Origin of the sequence: Microbacterium sp. 2RAF4 (assembly GCF_052115285.1) — a bacterium.
Classification (GTDB): domain Bacteria; phylum Actinomycetota; class Actinomycetes; order Actinomycetales; family Microbacteriaceae; genus Microbacterium; species Microbacterium oxydans.
This window is the reverse complement of sequence record NZ_JBFRGI010000003.1, coordinates 333,673-352,878: the sequence shown is the minus strand read 5'-3', so window position 1 is coordinate 352,878 and position 19,206 is coordinate 333,673. Positions and strand designations below refer to the sequence as shown.

Annotated in this window: 21 protein-coding genes; 15 read left to right on the top strand and 6 right to left on the bottom strand. The window is 68.1% G+C overall.

Going from position 1 to position 19,206, the window contains the following annotated elements:
- Window positions 1–3: 3 nt before the first annotated feature.
- Entirely contained in the window at window positions 4–1,209 is a 1,206-nt protein-coding gene (locus AB4070_RS15140) for a THUMP-like domain-containing protein (protein WP_441980824.1), read from the bottom strand.
- Window positions 1,210–1,367: 158 nt separating this feature from the next.
- Here AB4070_RS15140 and groES point away from each other — a divergent pair, with 158 nt between their 5' ends.
- The 3 genes from groES to AB4070_RS15125 all read left to right on the top strand — a co-directional run bounded on the left by groES (window position 1,368) and on the right by AB4070_RS15125 (window position 4,177).
- The gene (gene groES, locus AB4070_RS15135) at window positions 1,368–1,664 is read left to right on the top strand and encodes a co-chaperone GroES (protein ID WP_017203655.1); all 297 of its coding nucleotides are present in this window, start codon (window positions 1,368–1,370) and stop codon (window positions 1,662–1,664) included.
- Between the two features lie 182 nt (window positions 1,665–1,846).
- On the top strand, window positions 1,847–2,776 hold the full coding sequence (gene rarD, locus AB4070_RS15130) for an EamA family transporter RarD (protein WP_441980823.1): 930 nt from the start codon (window positions 1,847–1,849) through the stop codon (window positions 2,774–2,776).
- A gap of 144 nt (window positions 2,777–2,920) precedes the next feature.
- On the top strand, window positions 2,921–4,177 hold the full coding sequence (locus tag AB4070_RS15125; protein ID WP_441980822.1) for an ABC transporter substrate-binding protein: 1,257 nt from the start codon (window positions 2,921–2,923) through the stop codon (window positions 4,175–4,177).
- Window positions 4,178–4,270: 93 nt separating this feature from the next.
- Here the strand turns inward: AB4070_RS15125 and AB4070_RS15120 are convergent, their stop codons facing one another.
- The 4 genes from AB4070_RS15120 to AB4070_RS15105 all read right to left on the bottom strand — a co-directional run bounded on the left by AB4070_RS15120 (window position 4,271) and on the right by AB4070_RS15105 (window position 8,421).
- Complete coding sequence (locus AB4070_RS15120) at window positions 4,271–5,044, bottom strand: ABC transporter ATP-binding protein (RefSeq protein ID WP_441980821.1); 774 nt, start codon at window positions 5,042–5,044, stop codon at window positions 4,271–4,273.
- Complete coding sequence (locus tag AB4070_RS15115) at window positions 5,041–6,021, bottom strand: ABC transporter ATP-binding protein (RefSeq protein WP_441980895.1); 981 nt, start codon at window positions 6,019–6,021, stop codon at window positions 5,041–5,043. Before AB4070_RS15115 ends, AB4070_RS15120 begins: the two co-directional genes overlap by 4 nt.
- A gap of 67 nt (window positions 6,022–6,088) precedes the next feature.
- Entirely contained in the window at window positions 6,089–7,066 is a 978-nt protein-coding gene (locus AB4070_RS15110) for a branched-chain amino acid ABC transporter permease (protein ID WP_441980820.1), read from the bottom strand.
- Between the two features lie 5 nt (window positions 7,067–7,071).
- On the bottom strand, window positions 7,072–8,421 hold the full coding sequence (locus AB4070_RS15105) for an ABC transporter permease subunit (protein ID WP_441980819.1): 1,350 nt from the start codon (window positions 8,419–8,421) through the stop codon (window positions 7,072–7,074).
- Window positions 8,422–8,673: 252 nt separating this feature from the next.
- On the opposite strand from AB4070_RS15105, the gene guaB reads away from it, so the two are divergent.
- Window positions 8,674–10,176 (top strand): IMP dehydrogenase, encoded by a 1,503-nt coding sequence (gene guaB / locus AB4070_RS15100; protein WP_441980818.1) that lies wholly within the window; start codon window positions 8,674–8,676, stop codon window positions 10,174–10,176.
- 67 nt (window positions 10,177–10,243) lie between these two features.
- Here the strand turns inward: guaB and AB4070_RS15095 are convergent, their stop codons facing one another.
- Complete coding sequence (locus AB4070_RS15095) at window positions 10,244–10,696, bottom strand: DUF4190 domain-containing protein (RefSeq protein WP_441980817.1); 453 nt, start codon at window positions 10,694–10,696, stop codon at window positions 10,244–10,246.
- Window positions 10,697–10,860: 164 nt separating this feature from the next.
- Here AB4070_RS15095 and AB4070_RS15090 point away from each other — a divergent pair, with 164 nt between their 5' ends.
- The 11 genes from AB4070_RS15090 to AB4070_RS15040 all read left to right on the top strand — a co-directional run bounded on the left by AB4070_RS15090 (window position 10,861) and on the right by AB4070_RS15040 (window position 19,139).
- Window positions 10,861–11,175 (top strand): DUF2277 domain-containing protein, encoded by a 315-nt coding sequence (locus AB4070_RS15090; RefSeq protein ID WP_441980816.1) that lies wholly within the window; start codon window positions 10,861–10,863, stop codon window positions 11,173–11,175.
- A gap of 143 nt (window positions 11,176–11,318) precedes the next feature.
- On the top strand, window positions 11,319–12,362 hold the full coding sequence (locus AB4070_RS15085) for a response regulator (RefSeq protein ID WP_441980815.1): 1,044 nt from the start codon (window positions 11,319–11,321) through the stop codon (window positions 12,360–12,362).
- Window positions 12,362–13,351, top strand: a complete 990-nt coding sequence (locus AB4070_RS15080; protein ID WP_441980814.1) for an ATP-grasp domain-containing protein — start codon at window positions 12,362–12,364, stop codon at window positions 13,349–13,351. The genes AB4070_RS15085 and AB4070_RS15080 overlap by 1 nt, the downstream gene beginning before the upstream one ends.
- Window positions 13,348–14,061: a PHP domain-containing protein gene (locus AB4070_RS15075; RefSeq protein ID WP_441980813.1), complete on the top strand. Its 714-nt coding sequence runs from the start codon at window positions 13,348–13,350 to the stop codon at window positions 14,059–14,061. The genes AB4070_RS15080 and AB4070_RS15075 overlap by 4 nt, the downstream gene beginning before the upstream one ends.
- Window positions 14,061–15,548, top strand: a complete 1,488-nt coding sequence (locus AB4070_RS15070) for a glycosyltransferase family 2 protein (protein ID WP_441980812.1) — start codon at window positions 14,061–14,063, stop codon at window positions 15,546–15,548. The genes AB4070_RS15075 and AB4070_RS15070 overlap by 1 nt, the downstream gene beginning before the upstream one ends.
- Complete coding sequence (locus AB4070_RS15065) at window positions 15,545–15,688, top strand: hypothetical protein (protein WP_378875823.1); 144 nt, start codon at window positions 15,545–15,547, stop codon at window positions 15,686–15,688. Before AB4070_RS15070 ends, AB4070_RS15065 begins: the two co-directional genes overlap by 4 nt.
- A complete protein-coding gene (locus AB4070_RS15060; RefSeq protein WP_441980811.1) occupies window positions 15,685–16,032 on the top strand; it encodes a response regulator transcription factor in 348 nt (115 codons plus the stop codon). Before AB4070_RS15065 ends, AB4070_RS15060 begins: the two co-directional genes overlap by 4 nt.
- A complete protein-coding gene (locus AB4070_RS15055; RefSeq protein WP_441980810.1) occupies window positions 16,029–17,834 on the top strand; it encodes an ATP-binding protein in 1,806 nt (601 codons plus the stop codon). Before AB4070_RS15060 ends, AB4070_RS15055 begins: the two co-directional genes overlap by 4 nt.
- Before the next feature lie 36 nt (window positions 17,835–17,870).
- Window positions 17,871–18,119, top strand: a complete 249-nt coding sequence (locus tag AB4070_RS15050) for an AbrB/MazE/SpoVT family DNA-binding domain-containing protein (RefSeq protein WP_441980809.1) — start codon at window positions 17,871–17,873, stop codon at window positions 18,117–18,119.
- Window positions 18,119–18,481 carry a type II toxin-antitoxin system VapC family toxin gene (locus AB4070_RS15045; protein ID WP_441980894.1) on the top strand — a complete coding sequence of 121 codons (363 nt, stop codon included), beginning with the start codon at window positions 18,119–18,121 and terminating at the stop codon, window positions 18,479–18,481. The genes AB4070_RS15050 and AB4070_RS15045 overlap by 1 nt, the downstream gene beginning before the upstream one ends.
- Window positions 18,482–18,587: 106 nt before the next feature.
- Window positions 18,588–19,139 carry an OsmC family protein gene (locus tag AB4070_RS15040; RefSeq protein WP_441980808.1) on the top strand — a complete coding sequence of 184 codons (552 nt, stop codon included), beginning with the start codon at window positions 18,588–18,590 and terminating at the stop codon, window positions 19,137–19,139.
- Window positions 19,140–19,206: the final 67 nt, after the last annotated feature.

Sequence of the window (19,206 nt, the reverse complement as noted above, 5' to 3'; positions counted from 1 at the left end):
ACGTCAGCTCGCCGCCGGCACCCGGTCGGCGAGGATCGCGCGGCGCTGGTCGCCGATACGGACGAGGATCAGCGTCGCCTCCTGGTCTCCGCGCAGCGTGAGCTTCTTCCGGAAGGCGGCGGGATCGACATCCACTCCGCGCTTCTTGATCTCCAGGCGTCCGACATCGTTCGCCTTGAGTGCGGCGTTGATCGCCTTGGGGCTCGCCGGAAGCGTCTCCCTGACGCGGAACGACTGCACGAACGGACTGGTCAGGGCCGCGTCAGATGTCAGATAGGCGATGTGCTCGTCGAGCATGCCGGCGTCGAGACTGCGGGCGACCTCTCCGATCAGCCGCGCGCGGATCACCGCCCCGTCCGGCTCGTGCAGGAAGGCGCCGAGCTCGCGCACGGACTCGTCGGCGGTGTCGGCCGCAGCTGTGAGCTCGTGCGAGCGCTCGCCGCGGATCACCAGTGCCGCGCGGCGCACTCCCTCTCGGGCGAGGGATCCGCTCCACACGACGAGTTCGACCACGCTGCCGTCGGCACTCACCCACTGCGCCTCGGCATCGGCGGGCAGTGCGTCGCGGTCATGGGCCGGTCCCAGCTTGATGCCGGTCGGGCGACGTGCGGCCACATCGAACGCCCAGTCCAGGGAGGGGGAGTAGTCGTCGGCGGAGACGCGTCTGGTCTCGCTGTGCCCTGAGGTGCGTCTGGCCGGGTCCATCCAGACCGCGTCCCCGTCCGCCAGCGTGGAGAGTGCTTCCTCCGCCGTCTCGTGCCGCACCGCGGCGTTGCCGCCGAACGGTGCCAGGTTGTAGGCCGCGATGGCGGAGGTGACCTCGTCGGCGTCGACGGCGTGCACGTCGAGTCCGGCTCCGGCGAAGGCGAGCGCATCGCCGCCGATACCGCAGCCGAGGTCGGCTACACGGGTGAAGCCGGACTGACGGATGCGCTGGGCGTGCCGTGCCGCGACGCCGAGCCGCGTCGCCTGCTCCAGGCCGGCTCTGGTGAAGAGCATGCGGGCGGCGAAGGGGCCGAACTTCGTCGCTGCCCTCGACCGCAGGTGCGCCTGTCCGACGACGGCGGACACGAGGTCGGGGGAGTGGCCGGCCGCACGCAGCCGCGACACCGCTCGCGCGACCTCGGCGGTCGACTCGATGGGACCGGTCGTGTCGAGAAGCTCGAGACCTTCGGGGGTGAGCAGGGCGCGCAGCTCGGACATCTCCACGGGCTCAGCCTAATCGGCCGCTCCTCGAGTCGGACCGCGTCGCTCACTGGCACTCGCATTGCGTGAGTGCCAGCCGAGCGCCTAGACTGGATTAGCACTCTCGGGTTGAGAGTGCGAACAAGTCTTTCGTGTCAGCGTCAAGAAAGAAGAGGTAGACCGTGTCGGTTTCCATCAAGCCGCTCGAGGACCGCATCGTCATCAAGCAGGTCGAGGCCGAGCAGACCACCGCGAGTGGCCTGGTCATCCCCGACACCGCCAAGGAGAAGCCCCAGGAGGGCGAGGTCGTGGCGGTCGGCCCCGGCCGCATCGACGACAACGGCAACCGTGTTCCGCTCGACGTCGCCGTCGGCGACCGCGTGCTCTACAGCAAGTACGGCGGCACCGAGGTGAAGTTCGGCGCAGACGAGTTCCTCGTCCTGTCGGCTCGCGACGTCCTGGCGGTCGTCGTCCGCTGATCTGCTGAACCTGTTCCCCGCCTCTCATGAGGGGCAGGGTGAGGTCCTCGAAGGGGGCCCGGATGCGTCTCGCATCCGGGCCCCCTTCTGCGTCCGCCAGCGGGCATCCCTTTCCTGCCAAACTCCGCCACCGGGCTCCGCCGGCGCCGTCCGCACCCGCGCCGCGGGCATAGGGTTGTGCGGTGACCCCAGAGACGACCCGCGCCACGCAGACCGCCGGAGTCGCCTACGCCGGCGGGGCGTACCTCCTCTGGGGCGTGCTTCCCCTCTACTTCCTCCTCCTCGTTCCGACGGGTCCGTGGGAGGTCGTGGCCTGGCGGGTGCTGCTCTCCTTCGTCTTCTGCGTCCTGCTGCTCACCGTCACGCGCGGCTGGGTGGCCTTCGGCGTCATCATCCGCCAGCCGAAGCTGCTGGGGCTGACCGCGCTGGCGGGTCTGCTGATCTATGTGAACTGGCAGGTGTTCCTGATCGGAACGCTCAGCGGCAACGTCGTCGAGACCAGCCTGGGGTACTTCATCAACCCGATCACGACGGTGCTGCTGGGTGTCTTCGTGCTGAAGGAGCGCATCCGCCGATTGCAATGGGCAGCCATCGCCATCGCGGCGATCGCCGTCATCGTGATCGTCGTCGCCTACCGGCAGTTCCCGTGGATCGCGCTGTCGCTGACCGCGTCCTTCGGCGTGTACGGGCTCATCAAGAAGAAGATCGGCCCTGCGGTCGATGCCGTCAGCGGCCTCACTCTGGAGTCGTTCTGGCTGATCCCCATCGCGGTGGCGCAGCTGATCGTCGTCGCGCTCACCTCGGGCATCACGATGGGCGCGAACGGGTGGGCGCACGCGCTGCTGCTGGCCTTCGCCGGTGTCGCCACGGCCGTTCCGCTGCTGCTCTTCGCCGCGGGAACCCGACGCATCAACCTCACGGTGATCGGCATGATCCAGTTCATCACCCCCGTCATGCAGTTCCTCATCGGGGTCCTGGTGCTGCACGAGCCGATGCCGGCCGAGCGCTGGGCCGGCTTCATCATCGTGTGGATCGCGATCGGCGTCTTCGTCGTCGATCTCCTGCTCGCCGCGCGACGAGGGCGCAGGATCCCGCGGGTCGAAGCCGCCTGATCCCGAGGACCACCGGTCGGGGAACCCGGTCCCGGATCGTTAACGCACCGAGATACTTGCACCCCCTGTGCGCGATACTCACGCCCTAGTGTTAGAGCACCCGATTGTGGTCACAATCCACGTTCAGTTACGCAAGGGAGCATCATGAACGCATTGAAGGGCTCGCGCACAGCGAAGGTCTTCGCCGGGATCGCACTGGTCAGTGCATCCGCCATCGTCATCGCTGGTTGCAGCAGCACGCCGAGCGGGGAGAGCGGCGGCAGCGACAAGTCCGCAGCCGATCTGACGCTCAAGCTCGGCTCGCTGCTTCCGCAGACCGGCTCGCTGGCGTTCCTCGGCCCGCCCATGGAGTCGGGTGTCGGGCTGGCCGTCCAGGAGGTCAACGACGCGGCCGCCGGCATCACGATCGACCTGACGGCCGAAGACGAGGGCGACACCGACACCAAGGCCTACGAGACCTCGATCACCAAGCTGCAGGGCGCCGGCGTCTCCGCCATCGTCGGAGCCGCCGCATCCGGTGTCTCCAAGCTCATCCTCGACGGCAACGTCAGCGCCGGGATCCTCCAGATCTCCGCGTCGAACACCTCGCCCGACTTCACCACGTGGGATGACGACGGCCTGTACTTCCGCACCGCCCCCAGCGACCTGCTGCAGGGCGAGGTGCTCGGCAACCTCATCGCCGAGGACGGCGCGAAGACGCTCGGCATCATCTACCAGAACGACGCGTACGGCACGGGTCTCGACGCGGCGATCAAGGAGACCTTCGAGGGCACCGGTGGCGAGGTCGTCGCCGAGGCGTCGTTCAACGTCGGCGACGCGCAGTTCGACGCCCAGGTCGAGACGATCAAGGCGCAGAACCCCGACGCCGTCGCGATCGTGTCGTTCGACCAGTTCAAGACCATCGCGCCGCTGCTGGTGAACGCCGGCATCTCGGCCGACAAGTTCTACATGGTCGACGGCAACCTGTCCGACTACGGCTCGGAGATCCCGGTCTCGCTCGAGGGCGCGCAGGGAACCAAGGCCGGACCCGCACTCGCCGACGACTTCACCTCGCGTCTGCAGGACTTCTGGACGGGCGAGGGCAACGCCGAGGTCAAGGACTTCACCTACGCGGCTGAGGCGTACGACGCCGTCATCCTCGTGGCGCTGGCGTCCCTGGCCGCGGGCTCGACGGACGGCGCGGACATCGCGGCCAAGATGCAGGAGGTGTCCGGCGGCACCGGTGACGGTGAGAAGTGCACCAGCTTCGCCGACTGCGCCAAGATCATCAACGACGGCGGCACTGCCGACTACGACGGCTACTCCGGTGACGTCACGTTCGATGAGGCCGGCGACCCGCAGGGCGCATCGATCGGCATCTACAAGTACGGTGCCGACAACATGATCACCCGCACCAACTGATCAGACGATCACACGACGAAGGCCCCGGATCCGATCCGGGGCCTTCGTCGTGGTGTCGGCGGCTTCTCTCGCTCGCGGCTTCTCGCCCGCGGCTCAGGCGGCGTCGGTGCCGAGCGTGCCGAGATAGAGACCGATGACCTTGGGGTCGTTCAGCAGGTCCCTGCCGCTTCCCTCGTGCGCGTCCTTGCCCTGGTCGAGGACGTACCCTCGGTCGCAGATCTGCAGGCAGCGTCGGGCGTTCTGTTCCACCATGATCGTGGTGACACCGGCCTTGTTGATGTCGGAGACCCGGATGAACGCGTCGTCCTGTCGCACGGGGGAGAGGCCGGCCGAGGGCTCGTCGAGCAGCAGCACCGACGGGTCCATCATGAGCGCGCGCGACATGGCGACCATCTGCCGCTCACCTCCGGAGAGGGAGCCCGCTCGTTGCTTGAGGCGCTTGCCCAGCTCGGCGAAGATGCCGGTGACGAACTCGAGTCGCTCGTCGTAGATCTTGGGGTTCTGATACAGCCCCATCTGCAGGTTCTCCTCGATCGACAGCGAGGGGAAGACGTTGTTCGTCTGCGGCACGAAGGCGACTCCGCGCCGGACGAGCTTGTCGGCTTTCAGGCCCACGATGCTCTCTCCGTTCAGCGTGATGTCGCCGCTTCGCACATTCACGAGACCGAAGATCGCCTTGAGAAGCGTGGACTTCCCCGCCCCGTTCGGACCGATGATCCCGATCAGCTCTCCCTGTCGCGCCACGAGGTTGGCGCCGTTGAGGATGTTCACACCGGGAAGATAGCCGGCGTGGACGTCGGTCAGCTTCACGACGACATCGTCCTGAGCCGCGCTCGTCGCTGCATCGGTCGGCGTTTCCCCGCTCATGCGGTGCCCCTTCCCTCGGTATCGGTATCGGTGCCGGGAACCGGGTCGGTCGCCTCGAGCTCGGCCTCCGCCTCCGCTTCGATCTCCTCGCGGAGCCTGCTGGCGGCGGCATCGGGGAGCACCGGGATACGTCCGGTGACGGCGCCGAGGTCCACGTCCTGGTGCGCACCGAGGTACGCGTCCACGACGGCCGGGTTCTCCATGACCTCGTCGGGAGGGCCCTCCGCGACGACCCGCCCCTCGGCCATCACGATCACCCAGTCGGCGATGTGACGCACCATGTGCATGTCGTGCTCGACGAAGAGCACGGTCATGCCCTCCTCCTTCAGGTCGAGGATGTGGTCGAGGAGCGACTGCGTGAGCGCGGGGTTGACGCCGGCCATGGGCTCGTCGAGCATCACCAGCGTCGGGTCGCTCATCAGCGCCCTGGCCATCTCGAGGAGCTTGCGCTGGCCGCCCGAGAGCGCCGCGGCGAAGTCCTTCTCCTTGGCGTCGAGCTTGAAGCGCGTCAACAGCTCGCGCGCCTTGGCCTCGATCTCGGTGTCCTGCGCCCTCCACAGGAAGGGGAACAGGCTGGACCAGAATCCCTCCCCGCGCTGGTGCGGAGCGCCGAGCTTCATGTTCTCGAGCACCGTGAGCAGCGACAGCGACTTGGTGAGTTGGAACGTGCGGACCTGGCCCATCCTGGCCACCTTGAACGACGGCACCCCGGAGAGGCTCGTGCCGTCGAACGACCAGGTCCCGCTGTTGGGCTTGTCGAATCCGCAGAGCAGGTTGAAGAGGGTCGTCTTGCCCGCACCGTTCGGGCCGATCAGCGCGGTGATGGCTCCTCGTGGCACTTCGAGGTGATCGACGTCGACGGCGGTCAGACCTCCGAAGCGACGCTGGACGGCATCGACGACGAGGATCGGATCGACCTTGGCGACTCCGGGCTTGACCTCGCCCTTGGTCAGGCCCGTCGTCTTCGGTCGGCGGATGCTTCCCGTGGAGGGGGCGGCGGTCGTGGCGGCCTCGGCCGAGCCGGGGACCTGGTCGGGGGTCAGTTCATTTGACAAAGGTCATCTCCCTCTTGTCTCCGAGGATGCCCTGCGGGCGGAAGATCACGAGCAGCATCAGGGCGATGCCGACGAAGACGAAGACGAGGGTCGACGCCTGGCTGTCGGTCATCGGCAGCAGCCCGGCTTTCGCCATCGACGGGAGCAGGTTGGCCATGAAGGCGAACACCACCCAGAAGAGCACCGCACCGAGCGTGGGTCCGAACACCGTGGCCGCGCCTCCCAGGAGGAGGATGGTCCACAGGAAGAACGTCAGCGACGTCGAGTAGCTGCCGGGGACGACCGCGGAGGGGAGCACGAAGACGATCCCACCCGCGGCGCCGATCACACCACCCACGACGAGCGCCTGCATCTTGTAGGCGAAGACGTTCTTGCCGAGCGAGCGCACGGCGTCCTCGTCTTCACGGATGCCCTTGAGCACGCGGCCCCACGGACTGCGCATGAGTGCCCACACCAGCAGGATGGCCACGGCCAGGACGATCACGCCGAACACGCGGTTCCAGAGGTCGTTCGCGCTGTACGTCCAGGGTCCGAACCCGTAGGTCCCCGGCGGGATGGGGTTCGCGTCGCGGAATCCGCCGTTGTACTGGGCGAGGCCGTCGGCGCTGTTGGTCCATTCGTCGAACACCTGGGTGGTGAAGAGCAGACGGACGATCTCACCGGCGGCGATCGTGGCGATCGCGAGGTAGTCGGCGCGAAGGCGCAGCGTCGGTATGCCCAGGAGCACGGCGAAGAGCGCGCCGCCGAGCAGGCCGATCAGCATGCCGATCCACCACGGCAGCCCGAAGCTGAGCACCGAGATCGCGTAGCCGTAGCCGCCGATCGCCATGAACGCCGCCATGCCGAAGTTGAGCAGTCCGGCGTATCCGAAGTGGACGGCGAGGCCGGTCGCCGCGAGCGCGTAGGCGATGGTGACGGGGCTGAACAGGTAGACGGCTGTGTTCGAGAAGATGCTTCCGAAGTCCATGGCGATCAGCCCAACCTTTCCCTGCGTCCGAGCAGCCCTTGAGGTCTCACGAGGAGGATGAGGATGAGGATCACGAGAGCACTCGCATACTTGAGGTCGGACGGGATCCACAGCGTCGACACCTCGACCGCCATGCCGACGATGAGCGACCCGACAAGGGCGCCGAACGCCGTGCCGAGGCCGCCGAGCGTGATCGCCGCGAAGATCAGCAGCAGCATCTGCATTCCCATGTCCCACTTCACGCCAGGGCGGAAGTACGCCCACAGGATGCCGGAGATGGCGGCGAGCGTTCCCGCGAGGATCCAGACGTAGCGGATCACGCGGTCGACGTCGATCCCGGACGCGGCAGCGAGCTGCGGGTTGTCGGAGATCGCGCGGGTGGCCTTGCCGATGCGGGTGCGCGTCAGGAAGAAGGCCACGGCGAGGATCACGACGATGCTCACACCCATCGCGATCATGTCGATGTAGGACAGTGAGATCGGCCCGAACTGGATCGGGGTGGGGCTGGCACCGGGGAGCTGATACGTCCCTCCGCCGATGATGAACTGGAACGCGTATCGCAGCGCGAGCGAGAGCCCGATGCTGACGATCATCAGTTGGACGACACCGAGACCGCGTCGGCGGAGCGGACGCCAGATCCCGGCATCCAGGGCCCAGCCGAACAGTCCGCCGCCGATGACGGCTGCGAGGATGCCGAGCCAGAGCGGAAGGTGCCAGAACGTGGTCGTGACGAGGGCGACGAGGCCGCCCCACGTGACCATCTCGGCGTGCGCGAAGTTGGAGAGACGCGTGGTTCCGTAGATGAGGGCCGCGCCCATCGAGGCGAGAGCCAGCAGGAGCCCGAAGTTCAGCCCGCCGACGAGACGTGAGAGCAGCTGGTCGACGAAGGAGACGGTGACCCGCTGCCCCTCGCCGAGGAAGAGGTTCATGATCTTGGTCCCGGTGAGGCCGAACTCGACTTCGAAGGAGGCCGTGGTCCCGGCGATCGGCTGGGTGCCCTCCGGGAGCTGGGTCGCATCGACGATCACGCCGTCCGGCAGCGTCGACTCATCGACCGTGAGGGTGTACTTCTCCTTCTCTGGCACGTACAGGCGCCACTTGCCGTCGGCATCGGTCTCGGTCTCGCCGTCGAAGCCCTTGCCCTCGATGGACATGACCACGCCTTCGACCGGCTGGTCGTCGAAGGTCACGACGCCGGCGAAGTAGAAGTCGGTGACCTCCTGCCCGTCGTCCGTCGTCTCGGCCGAGGCCGCTGACGGGGGCAGGAACAGGAACGCTGTGAGCGCCATGAGGATACTGAGGAAGGCGACCACCCAGGGGCGCTTTCGCTGCACGGCGAGTGTTGTGGGTCCCACGCAACCTCCACTTTGAGTGCTGTGTCTCTGCGATCTCGGGTTTGTCCGCAGAGATGGACGACGCACTTGAGCGTAATGCGCCATCGCCGATTCACCTACGGTCGGTGCCAACGGTCCGGTAACGACGCGGCTCTGGGAATGTTCTCGGGCGTGTCTCGCTTAGAATCTTCATACGGGCCGCGGCCCCGCACCGGCCGACGTCGACCACCCCCTCGCACTCGGACATGCGCGACTCGCGCAGAAGGAGAATCCATGGAACAGCACGATCCCTTCGGCTTCGTCGGACTGACGTACGATGACGTGCTGCTGCTCCCCGGGCACACCGACGTCATCCCCAGCGAGGCCGACACCTCGTCGCGCATCACCCGGCGCATCTCGGTCGCGACCCCGCTTCTCTCGAGCGCCATGGACACGGTCACCGAGTCCCGGATGGCGATCGCCATGGCGCGTGAAGGCGGCATCGGCATCCTGCACCGCAACCTCTCCATCGCCGACCAGGCCGCGCACGTCGATCGCGTCAAGCGCAGCGAGTCCGGCATGATCACCGACCCCATCACCACGACGCAGGATGCGACGGTCGAAGAGGTCGACAACCTCTGCGCCAAGTACCGCATCTCGGGCCTTCCCGTCGTCGACGACGAGGGCAGGCTGGTCGGCATCATCACCAACCGCGACATGCGCTTCGTCTCCGGCTTCGAGCGGCAGACCACCTTCGTGAAGGACGTCATGACGCGGGAGAACCTCGTCACCGCTCCGGTGGGCGTGGCCGCAGGCGAGGTCATCGCCCTGTTCGCGAAGCACCGTGTCGAGAAGCTGCCGCTCATCGACGACGACGGCAAGCTCGCGGGGCTCATCACCATCAAGGACTTCGACAAGAGCGAGAAGTACCCGCTCGCCACCAAGGACGACCAGGGCCGTCTGCGCGTGGGCGCGGCCATCGGCTTCTTCGGTGACGCGTGGGAGCGTGCCGAGGCACTGCGCGACGCCGGTGTGGACGTCCTCGTGGTCGACACGGCCAACGGGCAGTCGCAGGGTGTGATCGATCTCGTCCGCCGACTCAAGGCCGACGAGTCCTTCGCGCACATCGACGTCATCGGCGGCAACGTCGCCACCCGTGAAGGCGCTCAGGCTCTCATCGATGCCGGCGTCGACGCGGTCAAGGTCGGTGTCGGCCCCGGGTCCATCTGCACCACCCGCGTCGTCGCCGGCGTGGGCGTGCCGCAGGTGACCGCGGTCTACGAGGCTTCGCTCGCCGCGCGTCCCGCAGGCGTTCCGGTCATCGCAGACGGTGGTCTGCAGTACTCGGGCGACATCGCCAAGGCGCTCGTCGCCGGTGCCGACGCCGTGATGCTCGGCTCGCTCCTGGCCGGAACCGACGAGTCGCCGGGCGAGATCGTCTTCCAGTCGGGCAAGCAGTTCAAGCAGTACCGCGGCATGGGGTCGCTGGGCGCGATGCAGACCCGCGGCAAGCAGACCTCATACTCCAAAGACCGTTACTTCCAGGCCGACGTCCCCAGCGACGACAAGCTGATCCCCGAGGGCATCGAGGGGCAGGTCCCGTACCGCGGTCCGCTCTCGGCCGTCGCGTACCAGCTGGTCGGCGGGCTGCGCCAGTCGATGTTCTACGTCGGAGCGCGCACGATCGAGGAGCTCAAGACGCGCGGCAAGTTCGTGCGCATCACCTCGGCGGGACTCAAGGAATCGCACCCGCACGACGTGCAGATCGTGGTCGAGGCGCCGAACTACAAGAAGTAGTCGTGAGACGAAGAGGGGCCGGATGCGCATCGCATCCGGCCCCTCTTCGTCTCAGCGCCCGCTGCGGTCACCCGCAGGTGTAGGTGACGCCGTTGACTTCCCAGACGCCGGTGCCCAGCTCGGCGCACGTGCCGAAGATCGCCGCGAAAACGGTGACGAACAGGATGATCCCGATGATGCCGATGATCGTCAGGATCGCGCCGACGATGATGCCCGCGATGGCCAGCCCCTTCGGCTGCCCGGTCTTGCCGAGCTTCACCGCGGCGACGATGCTCAGGATGAGTCCGATCGGCGCGGCCAGGAAAGCGAGGACCAGACCGACGATCGACAGGACGCGACCGGGAGGCGTGGGCTCCGGCTGCGGGTACGCCGGTGCCGTGGGCGCCGGATAGGACGGGGCTGCTGTCGGCGCGGATTCCCAGGCCGGGGCTGCGGTCGGCGGAGCGGGTGGGGCAGCGGGCGGTGTCGTCGGGTTCGAGGAGTCGGGAGCGGGCGGTTCGGGGAACGGCGGGTTCGTCATGGTCTGTCCTGTCGACGGGGGTGTGGATCGCGCTGGCGGCCCGGATAGCCCCGAGCGTAGCGAGCGCCCCTCGGCGGCACCATCCCCTGTCGTCGGTCCGGCCCCGGTGGGCGGGAGACGCCGCAACTCTTCCTTCGACCCGCCGTGCGGCGTAGCGTGCGGGTATGTGCCGCAACATCGTCCCGCTGAACAACCTCGAGCCCGCTGCGACCGCGCAGGAATGCCACGATGCGGCGTTGCAGTTCGTTCGCAAGATCGCCGGGACCACGGCGCCGTCGCGGGCGAACCAGGCCGTCTTCGAGAGCGCGGTCGACGAGATCGCGGCTGTCGTCGACCGTCTCCTGGGTGAGCTCGTCACCACCGCACCTCCGAAGAATCGTGAGGACGAGGCGGCGAAGCGACGGGCGCGCTCGGCCGAGCGGTACGAGGCGATCAGGGTCTTCCAGGAGGAGAAGCGCGCCGCCCGCGCAGGAGCGTAGGCGCGTACCGTCGCGATGGCGACGGCGTATGCCAGAATCGTCATACCCCGCTCGACTTTCCCTGCGGTCCCGGTGTTGAAGGCGCCGAGATCGCGCCGCCGATCCCCATCGGTCAGGGAACCTCCCCAAGGAGAGCCGTACACATGCCTGAGGACTCTCCTCGCGTTCTCGTCGTCGATGACGATCCGGACGTCGCCCTGCTCGTCAAGACCGTGCTCGAGCGCCGTGCCGGGTGCATCGTCGATGTCGCGGAGGACGGACAGATCGCGATCGCGCGGGTCGCGGACGTGCGGCCGGACGTCGTGGTGACCGACATCGAGATGCCGGGACTGAGCGGGCTCGAGCTGCTCGCCGAGCTGCGACGCATCGTTCCGTCGGTGCCTGTCGTCGTGATGACCGCCCACGTCTCCGTGGAGTACGCGGTCTCGGCCCTGCGGGCACAGGCGGACGAGTTCCTGACCAAACCGCTCGACAACGGCAAGCTCGTGGAGGCCGTCACCCGTCTGGTCGAGGAGGGGCGCCGCCGCCGAGCGGAAGCGCGCACACCGGAGCGGGTGCTCGCGATCGGCGCGCATCCGGACGACGTCGAGATCGGCGTCGGCGGACTGCTCGCCGCGCACGCCAGGGCTCAGGACGAGATCACGATCCTCACGCTCTCCCGTGGTGCCAGGGGCGGGGACGCCGACAGCAGGCAGGACGAATCCCTCGCAGCGGCGGAGATGCTGGGTGCCCGTCTCTTCCTGAAGGACCTCATCGACACCGAGATCTCCGGAGGCGGCTCCACGGTCCGGATCATCGAGGAGGTCGTGCAGGAGATCCAGCCGACCATCGTCTACACGCACTCGCCGCACGACCGGCACCAGGATCACCGTGCCGTGAGCGAGGCGACCGTCGTGGCCACGCGTCGGGTCGGTACCGTCGCGTGCTATCAGAGCCCGTCGGCGACGATCGACTTCCGGCCCACGAGGTTCGTGCGCATCGACCAGTACCTCGACGAGAAGCTGCGGCTCCTCGAGCGCTTCGGCTCGCAGACGGCGAGCCGCGACTACCTCGCGCCCGAGTTCGTCACGGCGACGGCACGGTACTGGTCGAGATTCGGTGGTGGAACTGCCGTCGAACCGCTCGAGGTCGTGCGGGAGACCGCCGAGTTCATCGGCGCTCACGAGCTCACACGACGGGAGAGCTGATGACGAAGCGCGTGCTGGTGACCGGTGCCGGCGGTCCGGCGGGAGTGGCCGTGATCCGGTCGCTGCTCCGCCGCTCGGACCTGACCGTGTTCGCCGCGGACATGGACGGCTGGGCGAGCGGCATCTACCTGGTGCCCCCGGAGCAGCGGCGCCTCGTGCCACCGGGACGGGACGACGACTTCGTGCCGGCGATCGCGCGCATGGTGGCGGACGACGGGCTCGATCTGGTGATCTCGACCGTCGACGTCGAGCTCATCGCCCTCGCGGGACGGCGCGAGGAGCTGGCACCCGCCGTGCTGGCTGCGCCGTCCGAGGACACGCTGAACACCGCGCTCGACAAGCTCGCGCTCGCGGAACGCTGCGCGCCGACCGGTCGCATCCCGCGCACCGTCCTCGCCGGGCGTGATGCCGAGGCCGTCGATTGGGAGTTCCCGGTCTTCGCCAAGCCGCGTCAGGGCGCGGGCAGCCGCGGCGTGCGGCTCGTGCCCGACCGCGCCGCTCTCGAGGCCCTGCCGACGGACGAGGGACTCATCGTCCAGGACTTCCTTCCGGGGGAGGAGTACTCCGTCGACGTCATCGCGGATGCCACCGGCGCTGTCGTTGCCGCGGTACCCCGCACGCGAGCCAGGGTCGACTCCGGCGTCGCCATCGCCGGACGCACGGTCCGCGATGCGGAGCTCGAGGAGACGGCAGCGTCGATCGCCCGCGCGATCGGACTGGTCGGCGTCGCGAACGTGCAGCTGCGGCGCGATCGCGCGGGTCGTGCGGTGCTGCTCGAGGTCAACCCGCGCTTCCCCGGAGCGCTGCCGCTGACGATCGCGGCCGGCGTCGACATCCCGTCGCTCGTGGCAGACCTCTTCCTCGGTCGTGAGCTTCCCGTGCGGATCCCGTTCCGCGAAGTCGCCTCCGTGCGCTTCCTCGAGGATGTGATCGTGGAGATCGACGATGTGCTGGTCTCCGACCATGCGGGGCATCAGGAGGAACTGTGAGCCACGTGCTGCTCCGCGGCGACCACCACGTCCACTCCACGTTCTCGGATGATGCGGTCTCGACGCTCGCACAGAACGTCGAGGCTGCGGTCGCGGCGGGGCTGACCACGCTGCGCCTCGTCGACCATGTGCGTCAGAGCACGACCTGGGTGCCGGAGTACCTCGCCGCGGTCCGGGCGCTCCGGGTGCCGGACGGGCTCACGGTGCTCACCGGTGTCGAAGCGAAGATCCTCGACGTCGGCGGAATGCTCGACATCCCTGCCCTCCCCGACGGCATCGATCGGATCCTCATCGCCGACCACCAGTTCCCCGGCGCGAATGGTCCGCTCGGACCCACCGCGGTGCGGGAACGGATGGGGGCGGGCTGGGCTGCTGACGACGTACTCGATCAGTTCGTCGAGGCGCTTATCGCCACGATGCGGCGGTACCCGGGGAATCAGCTCGCGCACTGCTTCTCGATCCTGCCGAAGATCGGTCTGTCCGAGGCCGACCTGGGTGCGCAGCGCACGGATGCCTGGGCGCGCGCCGCCGCCGATACCGACACTCTCGTCGAAGTGAACGAGAAGTGGGGCTGCCCTGGGACCGATGCCCTGGTCGCGCTGCGCCGCGCCGGCGGCACGGTGGTCGCCTCGACCGACAGCCACGACGCCGCCGAGGTGGGCCGGTACTCGCGGATCCTCCCGCTGCTCGACGCGGCGGTGGTCTCCTGATGGCTGATCTCACCTGGCTGGAGACGGTGCTGGTCATCCTCCTGCTGCTCTGCATCCTGGTCGGCACGCTGCCGGTGGTCAACACCGGCCTGCAGTTCCTCATCCTTCCGCTGCATGCGTTCCGCAACCACTACGGCAAGGCGGCCCCGTACCACCCGAACGTCGCCGTCGTCATCCCCGCCTGGAACGAGGGTGCGGTGATCGGCCCCGCGATCGAACGGCTGCTGCAGCTGGAGTATCCGGCTGAGCGCCTGCGGGTCTTCGTCGTCGACGACGCATCGACCGACGACACCCCCGAGGTCGTCGCCGCCACGTCAGCGGCCCACCCCGGCCGCGTCGTGCACCTGCGGCGCGAGAAGGGGGGAGAGGGCAAGGCGCACACGCTCAATCACGGTCTCGACGTGATCCTCGCCGACACGTGGGCCGAGGCCGTGCTCATCATGGATGCGGATGTGATCTTCGCCCGTGATTCGCTGCGCAAGCTCACCCGCCACTTGGCCGACGAGAAGGTCGGCGCCGTGACGGCCTACATCGCCGAGGGCAGCCGCGACCGCAACTACCTCACCCGGTTCATCGCGATCGAGTATGTGATCGGTCAGCTCTCCGCACGTCGGGTGCAGAACGTCGGCGGAGCCATCGCCTGTCTCGCGGGCGGCGCCCAGCTGCACTCGCGCGCGAACCTCGAAGCCATCGGCGGACGCATCCCCACGGGGACCCTTGCCGAGGACACCATGACGACGTTCGAGGGCCAGCTCAAGGGACGCCGGATGGTGTTCGAGCCGCATGCCGTGGTACTGGCCGAGGAACCGCGGACGATCGACAGCCTGTGGAAGCAGCGTCTGCGCTGGGCGCGCGGCAACGTGCAGCTCACCTCGATCTACCGCAAGCTGTGGTTCCGCCCGAGCCGGGACCACAACCTGGGCAGCTTCGGCTTCGGCCTCGCCTGGTTCACGATCCTGCTGCTCCCGGCATTCATGCTGCTCGCGGCGGCCGGCCTGCTCGCACTCCTCCTGCTGCACAGCGACATCGCGGAGTTCGTGTTCCGCCTCATGTGGATCGCGGCGGCCTGCATCTACATCTACTCGATGCTCTACGCGGTGCAGTTGGATCCCCGCATCGGCAGACAGTCCTGGCGCGAGGCGATCATGTTCCCCGGGCTCGGTGCCCTGATCCTGATGGCCATCGCGATCTTCCCTCAGCTGTTCGAGTCCGCGTTGCTCGCGCTCGGACTGCCCGTGACGCACGAGGCCCGCATCATGTGGGCGGTGATCTTCTACCTGTGGGGACCGATCTCGATGCTGGGGATCTGGCTCGCCCGGGTGGTGGAGCCGCTCCCTGGCGGACGCTTCTTCGCGGGGCTGCTGCTCTACATCTGCGGCTACGGCTCACTGCTGTGCGCCATCACCGTGGATTCCTACATCAAGGAGTGGCGTCGCGCCGATGCCTCCTGGATCAAGACCGAGAAGATCGGACGTGTCGACTCATGACCGCAACCCCGTCGCACGATGCCGAGGTGGAGGAGATCGCCGCGGACGCCCGACGTGAGCGACGTCTGGTCCCTCAGGCTCTGCTCGCCCTCGCCGTGGTGGTCGTCATCGTCGTGGTGCGAGAGCTGCTGCTCCGATGAGCGGGAGGCCGTTGGCCCTCGTCGTCGAGGATGCGCCCGATCAGGCTGCGCTGCTGCGCCGCTATCTCGACCGCGAGGGCTTCGACGTGTTCGTGGCCCGTGACGCCGAGTCGGCGATCGCTGCCTTCTCCGCGATCGATCCCGTGTTGGCCGTGCTCGACCTGCTGCTGCCGGGTATCTCGGGACAGGAATGCGCGCGGCTGGTCCAGGATCGTTTCCCCGACTGCTTCCTGGTGATCAGCTCGGTGCTCGATGCCACCGACTATCCACCGGCAGACGCCGCGCTCCCCAAGCCGATCACGGGTTCCGATCTGCACGCGATCGTCGAGAGCATGCGACGATGAGGGCCACACCGCTCGACCGCGCGGAGAACCGCTGGTATCAGGTCTTCGACAACCCGAGCCCGCTGCTCAAGCAGGCGCCGACGGTCATCGCGACGGTGATCGCGGCGATCCTGACCTGGTGGGTTCCCGACCTTCCCATGACGCACGTCGCGCCGGCCATGGCGGGGATCGTCCTGGTGCTCCTGGCCACCGCCTTCGCCGCCGTGCTGACGGCCCGCGGAGTGCACGAGGGGTGGGCGCTCCTGCTCATCCCCATCGTCGACATCATCGGCCTCGGACTCTTCCGCACGGGCACAGGGGGAGCGACATCGCTGTTCTCGTCCCTCGTGCTCCTCCCGGTGGTCTGGCTGGCCGCAGCCCCGGGCATCCGCTGGGTGTTCGTGGTCGGCGGACTCACGTCGATCGCGTTGCTGATGCCGTACGTCACCGCGCCGCCCGCGACCTCGGTCGAGTGGCTGCGCGGTGTGGTGGGCCCGCTCGTGTTCTCGGCGGTCGCAGCCGTGATCAACCAGCTCGCACGGCAGCAGCGGATGCGCGTGGAACAGGCGGAGGAGCTCGTCGCCGAACGCACGAGAGCACTGTCCGAGAACGTGGCCATGATCGTGCAGCTGCGCGAGAAGGAGCACCAGTACCGCGAGCTGCTGGACTCGTTCGAGAGCCTGTGGTCGTCGATAACGGCGCAGGCCGTGGTGGCCACGGACTGCAGCGGTACCGTGACGGCCTGGAACCCGGGAGCGGTGCGCCTCCTCGGACTTCCCGTCGACGAGGCTCTCGACGACGTGCGCATCGATCGGTTCTTTTCGACCGCCGTGCTCTCGATGCTGGCGGCCGACACGACGGAGCACCCTGCGCCGTCCGGCGACATGCCCGACGGGTACGCCGAACTGGACCCGGGGATCAAGGCTCTGTTCGGACAGGCGGACGCGGGCATCCCCGTCGATGGGGACATCGAGGTCGTGACCGCAGGCGGGACGACGGTTCCCGCACGTGTGACGGTCAGTCCCCACAAGGACGGTGCCGGCGCGCAGCAGGGATATCTCTTCGTGCTCACAGACGAGACCAGGGCCGTCGAGGTCGCGAGGATGAAGGACGAGTTCGTCGGGATGATCTCCCATGAGCTGCGGACACCCCTCAGCGCCATCATCGGCTTCCTGGACCTGCTGCAGAACGATCCAGGGCAGCCGCTCACGGAGGATCAGCAGGAGTTCGTCGGCATCATCGAGCGCAACGCGCAGCGTCTGCTCAATCTCGTCGGCGACCTGCTGTTCACCGCCCAGGTCGAGTCCGGGCGATTCCCCCTCGAGCGCGATGAGGCCGATGCGGCCGCGCTGGTGCGATCCGCGGTGGCCTCGGCCGGTCCGCACGCGCAGCGCGAAGGGATCGAACTCGTCGCGGAGGTCGGTCCTGCCGCGCTGCCCGTCGTCGTCGATGCCGGAAGAGTGGGGCAGGCCATCGACAACCTGCTCTCCAACGCCATCAAGTTCACCTCTCGCGGCGGGAAGGTCACCGCGCGGGTGCGCGCGGTAGACGGCGGCGTGGAGTTCTCGATCGCCGACACCGGGGTCGGGATCCCGGAGGACGAACAGGGAATGCTCTTCACCCGCTTCTTCCGCGCGTCGACCGCGACGCGCAACGCGGTGCCCGGCGTGGGCCTCGGTCTCACGATCACCCGTGCCATCGTCCTCGCGCACGGGGGGACGATGGACGTGACGAGCAAGGAGGGTGTCGGCACGGAGTTCCGCTTCTTCCTGCCTGCCGCTCCGCGTACCGAGGTGCTGACGAGCCTGAGCCGCGCGGAATGAAGCCCTCGCCGCGACGGGCGGTGGTATCGTCGAAAGATGGATACCACATTCGTTGCACCGATGGGCGATCGCGGTCGTCTCGTGGTCCCTGCCGAACTCCGCGCCCGTCAGCATTGGGCCCAGGGCGTGCCGCTGCTCATGATCGAGACATCAGGAGGCGTGATCCTCGTCACCAGGGAGCAGGCCAAGGCGCTCGTCAGGTCGCAACTGGAGGGAAAGCGCGCTCTCGAGTCGCTGCTCGCAGAGCGGCGGAGGTCCGCGGACTCCGAGGACGCAGCGGCGTGATGGTGGTCGACGCGTCAGCTCTCCTCGCTTTCCTGCAGGGCGAGCCTGGCGCGGATCGGGTCGAGGAGATCCTCGATGACTCCGTGATCGGAGCCGCGAACTGGTCGGAGGTCGCGCAGAAGGTGCGCGCGTCCGGCGCGGACTGGGGTATCGCCTCCGGCCTGTTGCTCAGTTACCGGTTGAAGGTGGAACCGGTGTCCCTGCGGGACGCTGAAGCCGCCGCGGGATCGTGGAAGCGCGGAAGCGGGCTGTCGCTCGGCGACCGCCTGTGTCTCGCACTTGCGCGACGGCTCGATCTTCCTGTTCTCACGGCGGACCGGGCGTGGGGAGAGTCCGAGCGCATCGAGCAGCTGCGGCGCTGACTCGACATGCCGGCGAGATCCCGGCGCCGTGACGCCGCGTTTCGCGGTGTGAAGCCCGATGACGGACGGAGGGCGGTGGGAACCGCATGATCGCTACCGTCGGGCCATGACTCTTCTCCAGGACCAGCTCGCCGGTGTCGCGGACGTCACTCCGGCTGAGCGCGCGCAGCGACTCACCGACGCAGGATCCGCGTGGAACGAGCGGATCGCCGCGGATGAAGCGAACGCGCGATTGACGTACCGCGTCAGCGGGCGCGGAATCGGCTCGGTAGCGACCGAGATCCGTGCGGGCGCGCACCGCTTCCTCGTCGACGAGCCGGGTGCGCTCGCCGGGGACGACGTGGCGGCCAGTCCGGTCGAGTACGCACTGGGTGCGCTCGTCTCGTGCCAGGTGGTCGTGTACCGGCTCTACGCCCAGGCCCTCGGCCTCACGATCGACGCGATCGAGATCACGGCGGAGGGTGACCTCGACGTGCGCAAGCTCTTCGGCATCGACGAGTCGGGGCGCGCCGGATTCCACGATGTGCGCGTGGCTGTCGACATCGCCGGTCCGAACAGCGTGGAGGAGTATGAGAACCTGCGCGCCGTCGTCGACGCGCACTGCCCCGTGCTCGACCTCTTCGCCGCTCCCGTGCCGACGTCGAGCGCTCTCGTCTGAGCGTTTCCCGGCGTTCCTGGCCCGGTGTCCTCTGTGAGCTGGGCCGGTGCCGACGGGGGCCGCTCCT